At 40.6% G+C, this 19904-nt stretch carries 19 protein-coding genes and 1 tRNA gene; 8 read left to right on the top strand and 12 right to left on the bottom strand.

The window, feature by feature from the left end; translation table 11 throughout:
- Positions 1–28: 28 nt before the first annotated feature.
- The 4 genes from IFO69_RS15615 to IFO69_RS15600 form a co-directional block, all read right to left on the bottom strand.
- Positions 29–1984 (bottom strand): ComEC/Rec2 family competence protein, encoded by a 1956-nt coding sequence (locus IFO69_RS15615; RefSeq protein WP_192011070.1) that lies wholly within the window; start codon positions 1982–1984, stop codon positions 29–31.
- Positions 1985–2145: 161 nt separating this feature from the next.
- Complete coding sequence (locus IFO69_RS15610; protein WP_317173478.1) at positions 2146–2685, bottom strand: DUF3575 domain-containing protein; 540 nt, start codon at positions 2683–2685, stop codon at positions 2146–2148.
- Between the two features lie 83 nt (positions 2686–2768).
- A complete protein-coding gene (locus tag IFO69_RS15605) occupies positions 2769–3206 on the bottom strand; it encodes a GNAT family N-acetyltransferase (RefSeq protein WP_192011069.1) in 438 nt (145 codons plus the stop codon).
- Positions 3169–4164: a PhoH family protein gene (locus IFO69_RS15600; RefSeq protein WP_192011068.1), complete on the bottom strand. Its 996-nt coding sequence runs from the start codon at positions 4162–4164 to the stop codon at positions 3169–3171. Before IFO69_RS15600 ends, IFO69_RS15605 begins: the two co-directional genes overlap by 38 nt.
- A gap of 102 nt (positions 4165–4266) precedes the next feature.
- Between IFO69_RS15600 and IFO69_RS15595 the strand changes: the two genes are divergently transcribed.
- Positions 4267–5046, top strand: coding sequence for an SAM hydrolase/SAM-dependent halogenase family protein (locus IFO69_RS15595; RefSeq protein ID WP_192011067.1), 780 nt, complete (start codon positions 4267–4269; stop codon positions 5044–5046).
- Between the two features lie 478 nt (positions 5047–5524).
- A tRNA-Leu gene (locus IFO69_RS15590) sits at positions 5525–5606 on the top strand.
- Positions 5607–6035: 429 nt separating this feature from the next.
- Here the strand turns inward: IFO69_RS15590 and IFO69_RS15585 are convergent.
- From IFO69_RS15585 to IFO69_RS15560, 6 genes are all read right to left on the bottom strand, one after another.
- A complete protein-coding gene (locus IFO69_RS15585; RefSeq protein WP_192011066.1) occupies positions 6036–6881 on the bottom strand; it encodes a hypothetical protein in 846 nt (281 codons plus the stop codon).
- A gap of 828 nt (positions 6882–7709) precedes the next feature.
- Positions 7710–8561, bottom strand: a complete 852-nt coding sequence (locus IFO69_RS15580; RefSeq protein WP_192011065.1) for an HAEPLYID family protein — start codon at positions 8559–8561, stop codon at positions 7710–7712.
- Between the two features lie 64 nt (positions 8562–8625).
- Positions 8626–9012, bottom strand: a complete 387-nt coding sequence (locus IFO69_RS15575) for a hypothetical protein (RefSeq protein WP_225444170.1) — start codon at positions 9010–9012, stop codon at positions 8626–8628.
- 277 nt (positions 9013–9289) lie between these two features.
- Positions 9290–9886 carry a dihydrofolate reductase family protein gene (locus tag IFO69_RS15570; RefSeq protein WP_192011064.1) on the bottom strand — a complete coding sequence of 199 codons (597 nt, stop codon included), beginning with the start codon at positions 9884–9886 and terminating at the stop codon, positions 9290–9292.
- Positions 9887–10144: 258 nt separating this feature from the next.
- Positions 10145–10780, bottom strand: coding sequence for a DUF2306 domain-containing protein (locus tag IFO69_RS15565; protein WP_192011063.1), 636 nt, complete (start codon positions 10778–10780; stop codon positions 10145–10147).
- 337 nt (positions 10781–11117) lie between these two features.
- The gene (locus tag IFO69_RS15560; protein WP_192011062.1) at positions 11118–11273 is read right to left on the bottom strand and encodes a hypothetical protein; all 156 of its coding nucleotides are present in this window, start codon (positions 11271–11273) and stop codon (positions 11118–11120) included.
- A gap of 126 nt (positions 11274–11399) precedes the next feature.
- Between IFO69_RS15560 and IFO69_RS15555 the strand changes: the two genes are divergently transcribed.
- The 3 genes from IFO69_RS15555 to IFO69_RS15545 all read left to right on the top strand — a co-directional run bounded on the left by IFO69_RS15555 (position 11400) and on the right by IFO69_RS15545 (position 15558).
- A complete protein-coding gene (locus tag IFO69_RS15555; protein WP_192011061.1) occupies positions 11400–13466 on the top strand; it encodes a family 20 glycosylhydrolase in 2067 nt (688 codons plus the stop codon).
- Positions 13467–13644: 178 nt separating this feature from the next.
- Positions 13645–13806: a hypothetical protein gene (locus tag IFO69_RS15550; protein ID WP_192011060.1), complete on the top strand. Its 162-nt coding sequence runs from the start codon at positions 13645–13647 to the stop codon at positions 13804–13806.
- Positions 13807–14361: 555 nt separating this feature from the next.
- Positions 14362–15558, top strand: a complete 1197-nt coding sequence (locus IFO69_RS15545; RefSeq protein WP_192011059.1) for a serine hydrolase domain-containing protein — start codon at positions 14362–14364, stop codon at positions 15556–15558.
- A 428-nt stretch (positions 15559–15986) separates the two neighbouring features.
- Here the strand turns inward: IFO69_RS15545 and IFO69_RS15540 are convergent, their stop codons facing one another.
- A complete protein-coding gene (locus IFO69_RS15540; RefSeq protein ID WP_192011058.1) occupies positions 15987–16184 on the bottom strand; it encodes a hypothetical protein in 198 nt (65 codons plus the stop codon).
- A 747-nt stretch (positions 16185–16931) separates the two neighbouring features.
- Between IFO69_RS15540 and IFO69_RS15535 the strand changes: the two genes are divergently transcribed.
- The 3 genes from IFO69_RS15535 (at position 16932) to IFO69_RS15525 (ending at position 18541) form a co-directional block, all read left to right on the top strand.
- Positions 16932–17696 (top strand): hypothetical protein, encoded by a 765-nt coding sequence (locus tag IFO69_RS15535; RefSeq protein WP_192011057.1) that lies wholly within the window; start codon positions 16932–16934, stop codon positions 17694–17696.
- Positions 17697–17698: 2 nt separating this feature from the next.
- Positions 17699–18187: a hypothetical protein gene (locus IFO69_RS15530; protein WP_192011056.1), complete on the top strand. Its 489-nt coding sequence runs from the start codon at positions 17699–17701 to the stop codon at positions 18185–18187.
- A gap of 123 nt (positions 18188–18310) precedes the next feature.
- On the top strand, positions 18311–18541 hold the full coding sequence (locus IFO69_RS15525) for a hypothetical protein (protein ID WP_192011055.1): 231 nt from the start codon (positions 18311–18313) through the stop codon (positions 18539–18541).
- 521 nt (positions 18542–19062) lie between these two features.
- On the opposite strand, the gene tnpA is transcribed toward IFO69_RS15525, so the two are convergent.
- Positions 19063–19524, bottom strand: coding sequence for an IS200/IS605 family transposase (gene tnpA / locus IFO69_RS15520; protein ID WP_192011054.1), 462 nt, complete (start codon positions 19522–19524; stop codon positions 19063–19065).
- Positions 19525–19904 lie beyond the last annotated feature (380 nt).

The raw sequence follows: 19904 nt of genomic DNA, 5'->3' as shown, positions 1-19904 counted from the left end.
AAACTGATCTTCCAAACAAATGATTTCCTCACTTTAAAATTAAGCGGTATGCGAATTGGTTAAGCAAAAGACTATCAGTGAACTCCCGTTCAATCCATTCTCCCTTTTCAAAAGCTGCCATACTTTTCACTCCAACCCCGGCTACCTTTAGCTTACCATCTACTCTCATTATTTTTCCCCCATTCGGCAAAAGCACCATGTCAGCCCCTTCTGTTTTTAGTCCCATTAACTGGAATTCAGTCAAAGGCTGCATGGCTTCTCTTAGGGGTGAAACATGGTAGTTGATATCTTCTATTGACTCCAATGACTGGTAACTGTAAAGGCTTTTGTCCGCATAAAAATCCACCACAAAATCTTCATTCTTTAAGGCATACACATAAACTTCCTGCTTTTTACTTTTATATCCTAGCCAGGGCCAGACCACCAATAAGGCCATCAATAGTGACACCCAATAAGCATATTGTTTTTTTCTTTGGGAAAGCAGCAAGTAGGCACAGGCTAATATTCCCCAGATCAGTAGGATTCTTCCAAAGTCCAGAAAAATCCTTTCCGACTGGGCCATGGGTAAATCCTGAAAAAGAAAAATTAGATAGTTTAAGCCTTTAAGCAAATGCTCCAACAGGTAGGAAAAGGGCTGTAGAAAAACATCCAAGGTACTCAACACCATAAAGGGAAGCCCGACAGACATGACCAAAAAAGCTCCTGGAATAGCCACCAAATTAGACAGTAAAAAATAATTGGGAAATACATGAAAGTAATAGACAGATAAGGGAAAGGTCGCCAACTGAGCTGCAATACTTACAGTGGTAATCTCCCAAGCATAAAATACCAGCCTGTTTTTAGGCAACCAAAATGACACCAACAAAGGTTGCAAAAGCAGAATACCAACCATAGCAGCATAAGATAGTTGAAAGCCCACTTCAAAAATTATAAAAGGGTTAAAAGCCATCAAAATCATGGCAGAAAGAGCCAGAGAATTAAAAATAGAAGGACTACTTGACCTCATTTGGGATAAGGAAATCAAGGTAAACATCGTTGCAGCTCGAAGGACAGAGGGAGACATTCCAGTAAGTAAGGCATATAACCAAACGAGAAGAATCACCGCGGTTAGCAGCAAAATTTTGCTCAATCTCTTTAAATTCGAAGGCTTGAAAAACAAGAAAAAGACCCCATATATCATCCCCACGTGCAAACCAGAAACAGCCAAAATATGCATGGCACCAGCAGTCACATAAGCCTCACTTACCTGCTCCTCCAACTGTGATTTCTGCCCTACCAATAGTGCTTGGGCCACCTGTCTCGCTCGGTCATCTTTGATCTCTTGATCTATCGCACTGGTGATGCTTTTACGCAAGCTCAAAACATTTTGCTGAAGCCCATTTTCCTGTGAGTCCCCTAACCTAGTAACCTCTTTGCCTATAAACTGGCGATGGTACACTTGCTTATTCGCCATAAATTTTTGGTAGTTAAATTCCTTTGGATTCATGGGTGCTTCAATGCGTTGTGGTGCTCCTTGCAGCATCAAAATCTGGCCAGGTGTCAACGGTTCTTCCAATCGGTGATATACCAGCACCTCTCCACTTGCGGCCTTCCACTCACCTTTATTTTTTACAAAATACACCATAAGCCGATTCCCTATTGAGTTGGCCTTTTGCTGGTCATATTCACTCACTACGGCCACATAAGCATCCACCTCTTTGAAATTACTCAAGTGTTCAAGTTTATTGGTGGCTACTTTTTGACCACAGACTAAAATCCCTGAGAGAAAAAGCATGATATAAGACAAGAAGGGTAAAAGTACTTTGAAACGGTAAGATCTCTTAAAAGCATTAATCAATAGTATCAAGAGATATCCCAACATCAAAAAGCATAAGGCACCTCCCACGTAGGCCATTACAGGTAAGTCAACAAAAAAAGGATAGCCTATTACACCCAAAGCATAAAAAATCACGTAGCGCAAAAAAGGATATTCACTAAACTTCATTTCTGTATCAAAAAGTAAAGAAATAAGGTAGCAAATAACTGGTAAACAATCAAATAGAAAAGGGCTCCTTTGACAGGAACCCTTTTCTATAACTTATTTATGATTAGCCCTTCAAAAGATCCTTCCGAACTCTTGTGCCAATTTCATTGATCTACTATTGATTAAAATCGATATCCAATGCTTACACCCGCATTGATTTCTACTGCAGAAAACCGATCCGTGACTTCTTGACTAAAACCCCTGGCAATATTGACATATGGAGCAATGGCAAATTTGTCTCGTTGCACCCATTTGTAGCCTACCCCAATCCCCAGCATCGCACTGTTCATGTCTGTCACAAAAGGTTCATCAGGCTCGGTAAAGTCTCCAAACCGGTATTTAAAAAAGGGATAAACATATAAGCTTGCGGGATCATAATCATTCAGAAAGTAAAAATTATAAGACACCAAAATACTGTTGGTATTGTATTCTTTGCCATTTCCTTGACCATTGTAACCAAAACGGTCATTGATCAGGTATTCCACTCCGATAGATTGATCCCGATCAACAAAATACTCATACCCAATTTCTACAGACCCTTGGACGATGGTATTGAGAATATTCAACTTAATCTCATGTTGGTTATAATCGCTCTCAGTCTGCGCACTGGCATAAAAGGCCAGACCCAACAAAAACATCAAAAGTGTATACTTTTTCATCATGTTACTTAAATCAATTAAAAGATAATTAAAGGTAAATTTATTGATATGATTTGCTTATCTATGTAAAACAACCTTCCAATAGCTCACAAATATCGCTCCATTTTGTAATGTAGTATATCACATTCGCTAAAAATATCCCCTCTTTTTTGAAAACCGAATTTGGCATAAAGTGGAACCGCATCTAATTGGGCATGCATATACAATAGCTTACCCAGCGCATCAGGAGTGGCGGCAATATCATCTATTACAGCTTTGACCAAAGCTTGCCCTACCCCCTTTCCCCTGGCCTCTTTTAACACCGCAAACCGTTCTAATTTGATACCATTATCAGTAAACCTCCATCTAGCGGTTCCAGCCGGTTTCCCCTCCAATATCGCCAAAAAATGGGTTGAGGTCTTTTCGTACTCGTCATATTCTTCTTCCGGAGCTACCTCTTGTTCCTCTACGAATACTTTTTGCCTGATGTCAAAAATAGTTTCTAAATCAGTCTCCGTTTTGACCTTTCTGACTATTATGTTCATGTTTAAACTGTTCCTTTTGCAATTCATCTGTATCGTAGGCCGCTATGATGGACTTCACCAATTTGTGTCGAATCACATCCTTGCCACTGAGCTGTACCACACCAATTCCCTTCACATCTTTCAATACCCTCAAAGCCTCTCTTAAGCCAGATTTTTGCTTACTGGGCAAATCCACTTGGCTTTGGTCTCCATTGATGATCACTTTGGAGTTAGGCCCCATTCTGGTCAAAAACATTTTGATTTGTTCCCTGGTGGTATTCTGCGCCTCATCCAACAACACAAAGGCATCGTTCAAGGTCCTTCCCCGCATATAAGCCAAAGGAGCAATCTCAATAACCCTGTTTTCCTGATAAAATTTCAACTTCTCCGGAGGCACCATATCTCCCAAAGCATCATAGATGGGCCTCAAGTAGGGATCTAGCTTTTCCTGCAGATCCCCCGGCAGGAATCCTAGATTCTCACCAGCTTCCACTGCAGGCCGTGTAATGATGATCCTTTTGACCTCCCTGTTTTTTAGCGCCCGTACTGCCAAAGCCACTGCAATGTAGGTTTTTCCAGTACCAGCAGGCCCAAGGGCAAAAACAAGATCATTCTTAAAAGCAGCATCAACCAGTTTGCGTTGATTAGCAGACTTTGGCTTAATGGCCAAGCCCTTATTACCAAATACAATTACATCGTTTTTACGGTCTTCTTCAAAAGGAACCCCTTCCAGGTCAATATATTCCTTCACATTCTCGGGAGTCACTTGACCAAAACGGTTAAAGTGCTGAAGCAGCATATTCAAAACGTCATTGATTCGGATGATCTCAGGAGCCCTGCCCTGAATTCGAATTTCATTTCCGCGGGAAACAATTTTGCTTTTTGGGAAAGCCGCAGCGATTTGCCGGATATTCTCATTTTCGGTACCGAGAAAATCCAAAAGCGGAATATTTTCTAAAGTAATTACCTTTTCTACCAATCCGTTATTTTGTATTTAGCGATGTTAGATTATTCTTACAAGAATAAAATTTCTATTTTTGTTACTCTTACAAAAGTACAAAATTTTAATTGACTTCGTTCCATGGCCCTAGTAACATTCCTGTCTGATTTTGGAGATTGTGATTATTATGTACCTGCAGTAAAAGCCAAGATGTTATCGATTAACCCCCAGCTCAATATAGTGGACATCACCCACCATATTGAGACTTATGATATCGCCCATGCTGCTTTTGTGCTAAGGTCCGTTTACAAGGATTTCCCAAAGGGAACGGTTCACTTAGTGGCCATCAATAGCACCAGCAATATGACGGCCGGCTATATTGGCATCAAGCTAGAAGAACATATTTTTATTGGTCCAAACAATGGAGTATTGAGCATGTTGGCAGATTATGACCCTGGGATTGTGGTGCAATTTGCGGATATCCATATCAAAGACAGCACTTTCCCTGCCAAGGACATCCTCGGCCCCATTGCCGCTAAGGTCGCCAGTGGTGCAGCTATCCATGATTTTGGAGGACCTTTGAAAAATATCAAAAAGATGATGCCCCGACAGATCAAAGCCACCAAAAAACAAATCGTGGGCCATGTACTTCGCGTAGACAATTACGGTAATTTGATCACCAATATCCCCAAGGATGTATTCAACAAGCTAAATCCCGGTAAATTCACCTTGGAGTTTAGCCGTGAGGTTTTGACCGAAATCCAAAACTCCTATGACAATGTAGAGCCAGGTGATTGTTTTGCCTTTTTTAACAGCCTGGACTTTCTGGAAATCGGTATCAACCATGGCCATGGTGCGGACTTATTGGGCTTAAAATATGATAGCCCGGTGATGATCAATTTTGAGCAATTTGAAGAGTAATAAAGAAACAACTCAGCCTTAATCAGCCCTTGATTGCCCTTATGAGGCCATGAAAAACCTTTCAATCCTTAAGCTTGATGGATATCATAAGTCGTTTTAAAAAAAATATTTTATCCGAGTCATTTATTTCCCATAAAACACAAGCTTCATCAACAATATGATTTACAATAATTTAACCTGACAAAAACGTCTTGTTCTCGCGAAATCTCGACGTCAATGCTCAAAAAAATAACAATAAGTAAGCTCAGGGTATTGCATAGAAAAAAATCTTTGTTCATATTTGCATCCCGTTCAGGAAGGAACGAGAACGAAACAAGCGAAAATCATTCGTCAGGTTTCAACAAAAGTGGTATTTTCACCATGTTACCATGCCCAGGTGGCGGAATTGGTAGACCTGCCTTTACCGGCAGACAGGCGCGTTGGATCAAGGCCTGTTAAATAAATTATGATCCCTGTTGGTAAAAGTACCGCTGTAAATGCCCAGGTGGCGGAATTGGTAGACGCGTTGGTCTCAAACACCAATGCCTTCGGGCGTGCCGGTTCGACTCCGGCCCTGGGTACTCAAAACCCCTTCAGATGCAAATCAGAAGGGGTTTTTCTGTTTTTGGACAAACCATTGACAAACGGCATAGAATTTTTCGGGATCAGGCCATATCAGAAACTATTCTAATCTACAGGTAAAAAAGATGAATATAGTTGAAGTTTGATAGCAACTGGAGTCTGGGCATTGCAAATGCTTAATATCCGTGAATTTGGATTGCAAACTTAGCCCACTATATCCCATTTTTCATGTGGTCAAGCACATTAAGGATAATCGATAGTTTTTTGGAATAAACCAAAGGTGATGCGGAATTCTCATAAGAGATAATGGCTTTATCAAACGTCTAATAATCAAGATGACAAAGTTATACATTGGCACCTGAAGGCTCGAAATTAGAAGAGTTCCAAGTCTGCACAAGGCTTAAGACTTGGAACTATAACAGCTTACATTAACCTCCCAACCTTGAATCCCTTGGGCCATTAATCGGTCTAGAAGATTTCCAAATCCAGAAACCACCTTTTTTTAGTTTATAAAGTGGAATAGCATAAGAAATTGTTAAAAAACCTGGCCTTTGAAATTCTGATCGAGTCCCTAATTCATATCCCATCCCTATCTGAAAGTCCAAAACACTTACATTTAGAGTGGGTGCAAAAACATTCTGTGAACCTTCCCCTGTTTTGGCCGAGAATAAAAACCCCAAGTGCAACCCAAGAGTATTGGTAAACTCTTGGTTGATTAGATTACCATTTGCATCTCTAGTTTCACTCAATTCTCCTCCACTTATCCCAAAACCTGCTCCTATTGAGTTAAAAAACAACAAATCCCCTGATTTTCTGTCTTCACTTCGCGAAAAATTGAACCTTGCCAGAGGAATTGAAAAATTGGTATTCCAAATTGTAGCTTTGTAAACCACTGTTTTTCCTGCTACAGAAGGGGATGTAAAGCTATTAATTAAGGGAGGCTGATCAGTAAGTGAAGACAAGATGGATGAAGCATCTTCCACCTTGACAAAAATTCTCTGTGATACTTCTTTGTCCGTATTTTCAGACCAAACAATGAGGTCATCACCCGTATTCAAAGCTGGGTCAAAACTAATAGAGAAACGACCTGAATCAGAAACATCTATCGTATACTCAGCAGAGAAGTCCCTATCCGTGCTGATCTTAACTTTTTCCCCTGGAGCGGCTAACCCCGTAATCCTATTTGGAGATGCATAATGTATCTCTGGATTAACCTGAGAAAACCCCAATAGTGGAATAAAAAACAATACTAATAGTAGTAATTTAGAATTCATAATAAGTAAGTTTAGTTAGGGCAATTATATGGGTTTTAAAAATTAAATAAAATACATCATTTAGAGTATGTATGTTCCAAATTAATAAATGAACAAATAATTATAAATTCCAGGCTATTTTTCCAAAAATACATTAGCTTAACCATTGAGGAGTCAGAATTGACCGAGACAACAAAAGTTTGCTGCCGTGGCCACCCAACATCAAGTCAATATCCTAAAAATGAAATAGCTATTGGCGTTTGAATATTTCTCTTTTGATGAGTTCGAAGACACTGATTTAAAAAGACTTGAAACATCAAGTCTCATGAACCGTGTTGATAGCACTTACTATGGAGCTTCTCTTTATCAAAATAAGAATGAATCCCCTTGAAGCAATATTCTAACTTCTTGCCACCAGCACTTTTTCTGATGATAAGTTGCTATAACTAGTGAATGATCATCAGCAACTACGGCAGTAAGTAAGGATAATTAGAATAAACGCAGAGAGAGGTTAATAATTGAAACAGGAAGCTGGGAAGTAGAGATACCGAGACTGACTTATAGCAGACGAGTGAAAGAGTCTGAATCTGCTTGGACATTGCAAATGTTTATTATCCTTAAATCTAGATTGGAACCCCATATCAGCAAATCGATCGTACCCAAGGCAATACACTGGACTGTGTTACTGACCGAATTATAAGAAGCCTGAAAGAAGAATCGTGAGTGAAAAAATTGATTACATTCAATTCAATCTAAATAATAACCGATAGGGTTCCAAGCCCCTGAAAAATCACAAAGACTTGGAAACCTTTGGTTTAAATACGGATTTCATTAATATAGGCCAACCATTTAGTGAGGTGGCTCCCAAATCAAACGTATAAAGGAGCTCAGTCTTTCGCCTTCTCTGCTAACGGGAATTCCTCCTACTATCCCTACCATCAGATGATCCGCTATTCCTACACGCATCTGTGGGCGTAAAGTCATATTGAAATCACTTTCCTCAAAGGTCTTGTTCACCTCCATTCCAATGAAATTCCTAGTACCTGGAATCATATAATGGAAACTGGTATTGACGTCAAAGGAGTAATGCCAGTCTTTGGAATTAAAGTCCTGACCAATGACTGGGCCTGTATACACCAAGGAATGATAATTCCTGCCCCATCGTTTGGCCACCACCAAAAAAGGATTATACACATTTCCCGTAATCAAGGGATTTCCAAAGCTTCCAAAATCAGAAAGCTCGAACTCATTGATATACCCCAGTGCCATGGATGTCGCCATTTTCTCGTTCACAAAAAACGACCACTGGGCTGCCACTTTTACACTATTTAGCCTATTGGAAGGAACTTCACCTAGTTCCCTTTCCGAACTGGCAGTATAAAAGGTAAAGGGCAATTCCACCTCCAACCCTAGCCTATCAGCAGGCGCCCATTCGTACTCTATCAACGCTTCATAACTGTCATAAGATAGGTTGTCCGTCAGCCCAAGGCCCAAGTTCCACTCTCTTTCCCCTTTTCGTGCGCCAAGATCCCTAATCAGGTCTATATATAGTGGCTCGGCATGCAAGACCTTGGCAGGAGCACGCTGCTCTTCCACTTCTTGAATAAAAAGACTATCCTGCTCTGCTTCGGAAACTTGAGCCCAAGCAGATGCTGTGGATGCCAGCAATAACATGGGCACCCATTTATTTAAAATGTTCATTTTTACATGGTTGGTTGAAATAATAAATTCTATCGATCACCTATTGACTGACCGATCCTTGCGATTATCCAAACAAACCAAAGTCAGGTGGTGGTGTATCTATCCTAAAAAAACCGTTTATGAGCTGCCCAGTATGAGCTGGAAAGCGTAGCTTCAGCTGTATGGACAATAGTGGTATTTCATAAAAATTGTGGGAAGAATTCAGGATACAGTCCAGCTTCCCAATATTTTTTTGGTTATGGTCCTCTGTGTCTGGGTCATCATACTCAGGGATGGCATTTTCAAAACCCAATATTTTTTCAATAAAAATCTCCACTAAACTTTCCTGATCATTGAAAGTCAAATCCTCTGGCACGTAATTGGGAAAAGGGTCTGCCGCATCTACACTGATATTCAGCAAGTACCATCCCATTATTCCCCAAAGGAACCTTAACCATGTGCTATTTCTCAATTTGGAGATCACCTTATAAAGTTATGTGGTTTGTGGGATTTTTAACAAGTCATTTAAGACAATGTTCATTTAGTATCCCAAAAATATCTTTCTCTGAAGAGATTTAAAAAAAGAGGTCAATAGAAATTCATTTAAGAAAATTTATTAAATAATAGGAGAATACTCCCTGATACCAGACCGATTGGCTCTGAAATATGAAGCAGAAAGCACTATATATGATAAATCAGATTAAGGAAGGTCGCCTGAACAACAGGAATTTATTTCTTTTCTAGTTACTTTACACTCCCATGATACCTGTTTCTACTCTTCCTGCCCGCTTGTAATTGGCTAAGATCACTCCTTTGGTTGTGCTGCTGCATTCAGTCAAAGTAAATGCAGCAGGTATTGTCCCATCACGGAAAAGCTTTTTCCCATTCCCCAATGTTAATGGGTGAATTTTTAGTCGGAGTTCGTCCACCAAATCCTGCTTCAACAGCAACTGGACAAGAGCGGCACTTCCCCATACCTGAATATCTTTTCCTTCAGTTTCCTTGAGCTTTTGGATATCCACCAAGGACTTTAGGAATACCGTATTTTTCCAATCAGACTCCACCCTGGTCCCAGAAAACACATACTTGGTTCCTTCATTTATTTCTGGCCAAAAATCATCGTGTGCCGGCCAGTAGTTTTCCCAAATTTCAAATGTCAAGCGTCCTAAGAGATAGTCTACCTTTGCGGCCAACTCCTTTCCTACAGCATCATCATATGCTTTATCACCGTAAGGGGCCACCCACCCTCCAAAATCAAATCCATCAGCTAGGTCTTCTTCCGGCCCGCCCGGTCCCTGAATGACGCCGTCCAAGGTAACCATGGATAAAACTATTATTTTTCTCATGTCTGTATCATTAGATTACAAAGTTCAATCTCATCAAAAAAAGGCAACTATACTGTGTAGGAATACGACAATTTAAGGGGGGCAATTCGCCATGTTCAGCTACTGTACTCCCCTTGTAAAGATTTAGAACATTTAATAGCAAAACCACAAAGGTCACGGAATACGTAATGGGAGGTCCACCCGGAGGCTGACAAGCAGAAATTTAAGCGCTTGCCTGTGTAATTATAGATAAATCAATAACGGTAAGACTTTGTTATTTTAGGCTAGGCTGGTGATGGGCTTTCTTTTTTTACTTTGGATGATAAAATAAGCAACGACCAAATTGGGTACCCAGCTCAGCCACCCCACAATAAGGTAGGCCGCCTGAAACTCCCCCAATGCTATAGTCAAAATCGGCAACCAAAACCTCAGGGTTACGGCTGAAAAACAAACAGCGTAACTGTAAATCATATAGTTCTGATGTTTTTCCAACTGGCCTTTTCTTATGGCCTGGTATGCCAAGATGGTGGTCAGCAGCCAAACTGTACCGCTCATCGAAAAGCCTATCACATTGCTGATCCCTCCCGTGGCAAACTGGGCTATGTAAATACCACAAGTTCCACTGATCAATACCGCAATGATATAGAGCTTCCCCACGTTCCTATGGAGCTTTGGTTTTCTTTTTCTCCATTGGGAACTGAACTGCGTCCAACCTACCAACAATGCCAGTCCACCCAAAATGATATGGCCATAAAAGCCAATATTCCAACTCAGGTTAGCCAAGAGTTCTTGGCTTTTAGAGGATAACAGACCAAAATGTCTGTCCATTAAAAAGTAAATCAATGGATAAAGCCCAATCATCACACATAGGCTCCCAAAAATCCACCAAGTCGTTTTATTGATTATTTTCTTCATCCGTATAACTAACCATTCAATAATAAAAGTAATTGTGCTTCAATGCAATATAAAAAAGAGCAGCTTTTAAGGTATGGAAAACTGTAATTTCTTTTTTGTGTGAAGAAAACTAGGGTATTTTCTAATCTATCATTAGGAACTTGGTGATGAACCTAAAGACATGACCCTTTTTTCTAAGATGAGATTGCTTCTCCCGGACAACCCGGATCGCATTGACGTGAGGCTAGTTCGTATTGTCCATAGGATCCTGGAAGGGGGAAGCAGGAAGTCGGTTAGATGTTAGACGTTAGATTTCAGATGTTAGACAAGAACTGATAGCACTTCCGTTGATTTATGTTTAAAGCAATTTGAAACCATTCCTTGAAAAGGAATTAGGCTTGGAGCCTTTATAAATGACCTCCCTTGGATAGAAAGTGGGAATGACAATAGAGGAAGCTTGAAGTTGAATGGCAGAGGATTTGGGCAAAAGGGTAAGTCCTCTGAACTCTTTCATTTACTTTCCTTATTTGTTAATTAATTTCAAAATACAATTTTTACTAATATGAAAATTTTCATATTATTTTTTCTTATCAGTAAAATAACTACATTTAGGAAAATCTATTCTGATAAACACACCATTATGACACGTTCTCTTCTAAGGATCTTGGTTGTATTTCTGGTCTCGCTCCAAGCATGTACTAAAAAGTCTTCGACATTAGGCGATTTCAAGTTATTGCCTTCACCACAGGAATTTGAGATTTCTGGTGTAAGTGACCTCCATCCTGATGACATCATAAGTTATTATGGATTGAACCAAACACCTCTTCCAAAATCCTCTCTTTCCGCCTCTTTATCCGCCGCCAATGGTGATGCTGAAGCGACTGTTGTTTACCAAATTGACCCTACTCTGGGTTTGGCATCAGGCGGGTACCACATGCAAGTTTCACAAGACCAGGTTACCATTGATGCCCAAGACGAGGCAGGGCTTTTGTATGCCTTTGAAAGCCTTCAGCAGCTGTGCCTGGATGCGGAAGAACAACAGGTAACACTTCCTGCATGTACCATCACGGATTATCCTAAACTGGCGTACCGATCTATCCACTTGGACATCAAACACCACAGGGAGACGCTTGAATATTATTATAGCCTAATCGACAAACTGGCGCATTATAAAATCAACGGCATCATACTGGAATTGGAAGATAAGCTTCAGTACGAACAGCAGCCAACTGTCGCCTCTGCTGATGCCTTTACCCTAGCAGAATGGAAAGACCTGAGTGATTATGCTCATGCAAAACACATTGAAATCAGTCCCTTGATCCAAGGTCTCGGGCATGCTAGCTTTATTTTAAAACACGATGAATACAAAGCACTCAGGGACAATCCTGAAAGCGATTGGGCATTCAATCCCTTGGACGAAAAAACCTATGAAGTGCAGTTTGACCTGTATGAAGATGCCCTCAAGGCCACGCCTCATGGAAAATACCTGCACATTGGGGGTGATGAGGTACACACTACCGGGAGGAACAGTGGTAAATCGAACTTGGAACTACAGCTGATATGGCTCAACAAGGTGACGGCCTTTGCGGAAGAACATGATCGCATTCCCATTTTTTGGGATGATATGCCCCTGAAGTTTGCCGGTGTGTATGGACCTACCCACGACTCCAAATACACCAAGGAAGAAACGGATTCCCTGTGGGCAACCAATGGTCCTAAACTGGAAGCCTTTTTGGAAGATTTCCCCAAGAACTGTATCTATATGCGATGGAGCTACCTCCATCCCGAACTCTACGGTAACCAAAAGGCCATGCAATGGTATGATGAAAATGGACTAAAAGTAATGGGAGCCACAGCTGGGCAAACCCGCTGGGTACTTATGCCCCAAAATGAAAGTAATATCCGGTCCATCAAGTCATTTGCGGCATCTTCCATTGAAAACAATTTAGGCAGGCTCTTGCTGACACTTTGGGATGATGATTCCCCCCATTTTGAACTCTATAACAGAGGCATCCTCGCCTTTGCGGAATATGCATGGGCTGGAGATAAACGAAATGTGGAAGAAGTCAAATCCCTTTATAGGCGTAGGGCGTTTGCCAATGCACTGGCCGATGATTCATTTGCTTTTATTGACTCCCTGGAAAGTCCGGTTGCTTTTTGGAAGAATGCATTGCTAACAGGAAACAAGCGTAATTACCTTATGCGCTCCGAGAACCCAAAAGAAACAGCTGTCATTGCGTTACCTGACCCTGACAGTCCAGGAGCATGGACCAAAGCAAATCAAGAAAGGTTACAGCAAGCAGAACAAGCGATGGCGACCACCACTTCATTGAAGGAAAAGATCAAAACACTGAAGTCAAAGACCCTCCGTAATGAATACACTTTGGAGGTCTATGAGCAAGTGAATAACCTGGTCCATTTTTCTAACCATGCCTTGTTATTGCTCAAAGATTATGACTTGGCCACAACGGAAAAGGAAAGGGCTAGCGCCAAAGCTTCCTTAAAGAACTTGCCTGATGAGTTTCGGTTGGTCAGAAATGAACTGGAAAAGGTCTATAGCAAAACCAGGCTTATTCACAAACCTGACAACTACCTATTGGACCAAGATCATCACGTTCACCTGGCCAATCAGTCTATCAATTTTGACTGGCAATTTTATGCGGAGATGTTGTTTTTGGAAAAGCTATCTGAACAACTAGAGCCGTAACACGGGGATTCCTCTTGGCACTGATGGCACTTGGATGGCATGTAGTGCGACCGGTCCGAAGGTGCTTGGAAATCTATTCAGCTGCTGAAAAGGATAAAGTACTCTCTATAGTCAGCCTCAATTTAGACCAAACTGGACATGTTTAATTATCGTCCATAGATGAAAGGGATGAACAGGGATGGTAAGCAGTGAAAGTGGGAAGCGGGAAGGTCGAAGCTGGAAATTGGGACAGATGTTAGGTGCTGGATTTCAGATGATAGGCTATGCCGCTAGGCCTGGGGTAGGCATGGCTACCTTTGTGCAGAATGGCACTGCATGGCCATTGCAAATAACCTTTTGACGTGAAGGATGTTATTGGGTAGCAGCGGATAAAAAGGTGTCGATGGCAATCTCACCTAAAGAGTGTATTTACATAGCCTGTATATTTACTTTATTGTTAACGATAGTAACAGGATGCAGCTTTAGACACAGAAAAAACAACTTAACCTAAAGGTAGGCAGGGAACCGCAAGCAAGAAATAAAGCAGCTCTAGGCCTTGGCATATTACTTTCAGCTTTTGGCCTCCCGCACTTACTTATATTATTCTCGGGGCGAGTTATACGTCATCTGCAGTTGTAGTATGCCACTTCACCAAGAGGTGAGCTACCATAAGTGGGTTTGGTAAAATTTAGCCTATTTAGGGTATTTTATTTGATCCTCGGGTTGTTTATTTTAAAGGATGTATTCAATTGTAAATGTTTTTAATGATTTCCAATTGGAAAAACGGTCTTGAAATGACATGGATGGCCTTTTCGAAAACTTAAACATAGGGGATATGCGCCATGCGTATATACACTCGGTTGTGTATAATTATGTATAAGAACTAACTTGAGATTTAATCGATATATCTTCAATTATGAAAAGCACTCTATCATTCTTAATCGTACTTCTCTTATTTACACCCCAAATTCATGCTCAAAATATCAAAAGGATAGATAATTCTACCATACCTGTTGAGGCGCTAGATTCTAATTTTGGACGTTTGCAACGTGAAGCCAATGTTCATGGACTCACCATATCTATTATTACAAAAGACAGTATCTTGTTTCAAAAACCATATGGTTCTAGAAATTTAAAAGAAAAACAACCATTAGGAATGTCACATAACTTTTATGCGGCATCTTTAAGTAAGCCGGTATTTGCTTTTATAGTGATGAAACTGGTAGATGCAGGAGTTATTGATTTGGATAAACCCTTAGTGGAATATCTAGATAGGCCATTGCCGTCTTACACTTTTAAAGAGACTTATGAAGGGTATCAAGATTTGTCAAGCGATGAAAGGTATAAAAAGATAACCGCCAGAATGTGTTTGTCCCATACCACTGGATTTCCTAACTGGAGATATATAGGCAATTCAGGCATCAATATGAATAAGCCACTAGAGATAGAATCAGCTCCCGGAACCTACTACAGTTACTCTGGCGAAGGCATTCAATTGCTTCAGTTTGTAGTAGAACAAGTCACAAAAAAACGATTGGAAGAACTGGCACAGACTTATGTTTTTGAACCATTTAATATGACTATGACTAGTTTTTTATGGCAGGATAGGTTTGAAACCAACTATGCTGTGGGACATTATGGAAAGAAGAAAGTACTTGAACGACGTAAAAGAAATCAAGAATACGCAGCAGGAAGTATGGATACCACACCACAGGATTATGCCAAATTCATCCAAGCTATGTTAGCCAAAAAAGGATTAAGCGCAACGGCTTATGAAGATATGTTCAGCCCACAGATTTCTATTACCGCAACGCAGCAGTTTGGAAATAATAGATGGAAAATTACTGAGGAGAATAAAAATATCAACTTAAGTTATGGCCTGGGCTGGGGTATTTACGAGACACCTTATGGAAAAGCTATTTTTAAGGAAGGACACATGGATGGCTGGGAACACTATGCTATATTTTATCCATCAAAAAACATAGGTATGGTTATTATGTGCAACAGTTCAAACGGAGAAGGAATTTTTAAAGAGCTATTAGAAATTGCCATGGGAGATAGATGGATGCCTTGGTATTGGGAAAATTTTATACCTTATGATGTAAAGGGTTAGCTATGACCGTTGATAAAATAAACTATGCACAATAGCATTCGTGTGGCCCCCGACCAGGCGTAGTCTATGACTGCACCTTCCTATCCTTGGAATTTGTAATTCCAAAAAGCTAAAATTATTCTTAGATATGGGTGATGCATATCAAATCATTGACCAGGAAATACCTTATTTTCCCCAGTGGGGAGATTACTGGACTTGTGTTTTGGCCACTGCAAATAGCCTTTTGACGTGAGGGATGTTATTGGTTAGCAGCGTATAATTAAGGTGTAGGTGCAGGCGGGACAGTAGGATTCTTTCTGTTTTTGTTTTTATAAGTCTTGTAATACCATTTGAAGAGAAAAAGACCTCCTTTGAGGGGAGATCCTTTTTTTGATCCTATGTGGTTTAAATACAAATCACCAAAAATTTGGCCCTACCGGTTATCGCCCCTACCTCAAATAGGGCCATACATCTTCTATTTCTACGCCGGTATACACAGAAAATTCGACTACAGTAATGTCTTGGTGATCTTTTTTATCAAAAGCTTCTTTGATCCTTTTGATAAGGTTTCTACTGGCTTTTTCTCCTTTTCCAGTAATTATCATTACATCCTTGCAGTACATAAACAATCGTCGTCCTTGCTTCATTCTACAACAATTTTATTTAACCGAGACTTATGCTTTCCATGATCACATGCTGTTTGTCCAGGTCAAAAATAAAAACTTCCCCTCTTCACAAGTACCTCCACCGATTGGTCGAATTTCATTAGATCAGTGAGGCCCTACCAAGTGCTCGCGCACCACCATTTGCCTATTGTATTGTCATTCCTTTTACTTTCTACTTCGCCGTCATGAAGCGAGTTCAATTTCGGCCTTATCAAAACACCTATCTTCCAGTTATCATAAAGGGGTATTTATAGGGCCAATAATGGTAATTCTTTCACTATTGATTGGGAACTTTACTTTCTTGCCATGTCAAAAAAATAACTACAGGAAAAAGACAACCTTTGTCTTTCATCAAAAAGAGGAACCTAAGTGCAACCATCGAGGAGACATCTAGGGAATGTCGTGGGAATGTCCATCAATCAGCAAACCTTTTCATTCTCCAAAACCTAATTGAACACCTTCCTTTCAAAAATATAGTTATTCTAATCCATATTTTAACCTTTACCAACCGAAATATCTCCAAAATAAACAATTGATTCAATTTATAAAAGCATTTTGTTTCTATTTTAGTAGCTTTTATTAACAAATTACATTCATTAATTCCATTTTGATGCTTTTCATTCCTTTCAGGTACAATTCAATCATTTAATCCTATATCATCCATGATTCTTTACATCATTAGTTCAATTAATGATCTTGGGGTATGTTTCATTTTAAAAGTAAAAAGTTATGCCAAAACAAGAAGGATTGCTGAAAGTAAAAGGCACCATGGATGATCTTAACTATTATAAGACCAAGGATGGTGAGTATCGTGTTAGAAAAAAAGGAGGGGTGGATGCAGAACGTATCCAAAATGACCCTCGCTTCGAAAGGACCCGCCAAAACAATGCAGAGTTTGGAAGAAGCTGCAGAGCAGGGGGCAAAATCAGAAGGGCCCTTAGACCGGTGCTTAGCCCCACCAATACAGACCCAAAAACGGTGGGACGTTTATCAAAAGTCATGCATATGATCACCAAGTCTGATCCTATCAATGACCGGGGCATGCGTACTCCCATGGAAGGGGAGCCAGACCCGCTAAAAGGGTTTGAATTTAATGTACAATCCCATATGGGCTACCTACTGGGGAATAAAATCCAATATACCATGGGTACAGGATCGGGGGATTTCAGTTTGCCGACAGGCTTTGAATTGCCCAAGGATATTATTCCGGACGGCTCAGATGCTGGGCAATTTTCGCTCAGCTTACTGACCATAGACGTGGACAAGGAAGATGCTTTTGACCTGGATATTGTGAAAAGTGACTTCTTTGATTTGAAAACAGGATTAGCTGCGGACCTCAACCTATCTGTCACGCAAAGCAGTAGTATCAGCCCTGCTTTTCAGCTGTTGATTTTGGGACTGGAATTTAGCCAAGAGGTCAATGGCAAATACTATGACTTCAAGGGGCAAAAGACCAATTCCCTCCGGTGCCTGGATAGCCTAAAGATCAGCTAAGTATGCGTCTTTATCTGTTTAGACGTCTTTTCGATGATGTTGGGCAAGGCACCATCTGTTGGAAAGGCCAGCAATTAGTAAAGACGGTAGAGTTCCCTTATACGGATAAATATGGCCAGGCGTCATTTATTCCTGAGGGGCTCTACCCCTTACACAGAAAGTACATTCCCCAGCTTGGCTGGAATATCGAATTGGAGGGAGATGGGGGAAATGCCCATCCTATCCGAAGTTTTGACAGGGGAATGACCGTTCAATATGGAGGAATACATCCTGTACTCTTTCATATGGATGCTATCCAGCTGAAAGAATCTAGGATAGCCTATCAAAATTTCAAGCAGTTTATTTTCAATCAGATGAACCAAGGAGACTCCGTTCATCTTAACATTATCACCTATGGAACAACTAGAAGAGTGGATGATCAGCTATCCAGGTCTATGGCTACAACTGATTCTGATCAGTGGGAGCCTGTATTTTCTAAAAATCCTGCATGATGACTTCAGGACCATGCAGAAGGATGTTGGAACCCTTAAATCTTCAGTCGTATTGATGGAGGGATTACTAAGGGATTGGATAAAAGAACAGTTTGTTCATCATCAATCAAGACTAAAAACATAATGTTAAAAGAAATCAATCAATTAAGGTATGAAATCGTGGAGCGGGCAGGAAAGCCTACTCCACCATTTTTCAGGAGTCTGCGGAATGCTGGCATTACGATGGCAGCTTTAGGAGCGATACTTATGGGAGCTCCAGAGGGATTACCGGACATGATCCATCATTGGGGAGGCTATATGAGTTTGGTGGGTGCTGTGATCTCTGCTTTATGCCAGGTGACGGTGGAAGAATGAGGAATGGGGAATAGGAAATGGGATGTTTAAAGGGTTAACTGGTTAATTGTTTAGGGCTAAGGGCTGCAAAGGTGGAACTGTAGGGTAAGGAGGTATGAAGCAGGAAGTCGGGAGATTTGAGTCTGGAGACTCAATTTTAATCGTCCCGTCCTCCACCGCGGGTTAGGAACAGCTGGGAAAAATGGACCGTGCCGATGGCACTTTTGTCTGGGGGGCATTTTCTTTAGTATGGGGATGAAGCCCCATGGAACTAAATCTTGCCGTGCCTCTGGCACTCTTTGATTTGATGTTCGTTTTCTTTATCACGGGGATGAATCCCCTTGGAACCAAATCCTGGCGTGCCTCTGGCACTGGTGTTGATTTCGTGTTCGTGTGGAATTAGAAAGCAAGTGTTGCAGCAATATAACTACTCTTAATGCCGATAGGCATGGACAAATATGTTGGAAGCAGGTTTCAACCTGCTTTATAGATTGGCTCGTAGATCATGAATGCCAGAGGCATGGTACATCTAAACTCGATGACTAAAAAAGAGGATCAAAAAGATATTCTAAATCAAACTGGACATCATATTCCTTTAACAATTCAATGTATTCTTCATGAAAACTCATCTTATGATGATGGGCTTCTTGATTTTCAATATATCGATAGACATTGGAAACATGTGACTTGCTATATGTAAAACAACCAAACCCCTTTTGCCATTCAAATTTACGGTCAGCCAATCCATTTTCGTTGATCCATTTAGATGATTTGGCCTTAACAGTTTTCATTACTTCGGAAATACTTATTGCTGGTTTCTGTGAAAAAAAACAATGGACGTGGTCTTCCACCCCATTAACAATGATACACTTACAGCCCGTTTCATTAATGAGATTTCCCATTACCGCAAAAAGTCTCTTCCTCCACGCTTTGTCCAATATTGCTTTCCTATATTTCACAGCGAAGACAACTTGAACATACATTTGATGATAAGTATTGGCCATGGTTTTAAAAAGTATTTAATGATGGCTTCGATAAAATTTCCATTAATATACTTGTTTTAAGCAATAAAGTAAAGAAAATGAGTCGTGCCGACGGCACTTTTGTCTGGTGGGCGTTTTCTTTAGTACGGGGATGAATCCCCATGGAACTAAATCTTGCCGTGCCTCTGGCACTCTTTGATTTGATGTTCGTTTTCTTTGGCACGGAGATGAATCCCCATGGAACAATATACTATCGTGCCGATGGCACTAGCGTTGATTTCGTGTTCGTGTGGAATTGAAAAACAAATGCTACAGCAATACAACTACTCTTAATGCCGCTAGGCATGGACAATATGTTGGAAGCAGGTTTCAACCTGCTTTATAGATTGGCTCGTAGATCA

Origin of the sequence: Echinicola arenosa (assembly GCF_014841125.1) — a bacterium.
Lineage (GTDB): Bacteria > Bacteroidota > Bacteroidia > Cytophagales > Cyclobacteriaceae > Echinicola > Echinicola arenosa.
The sequence above is the reverse complement of the archived record's forward strand: the minus strand, read 5'-3'. Positions and strand labels throughout refer to the sequence as shown.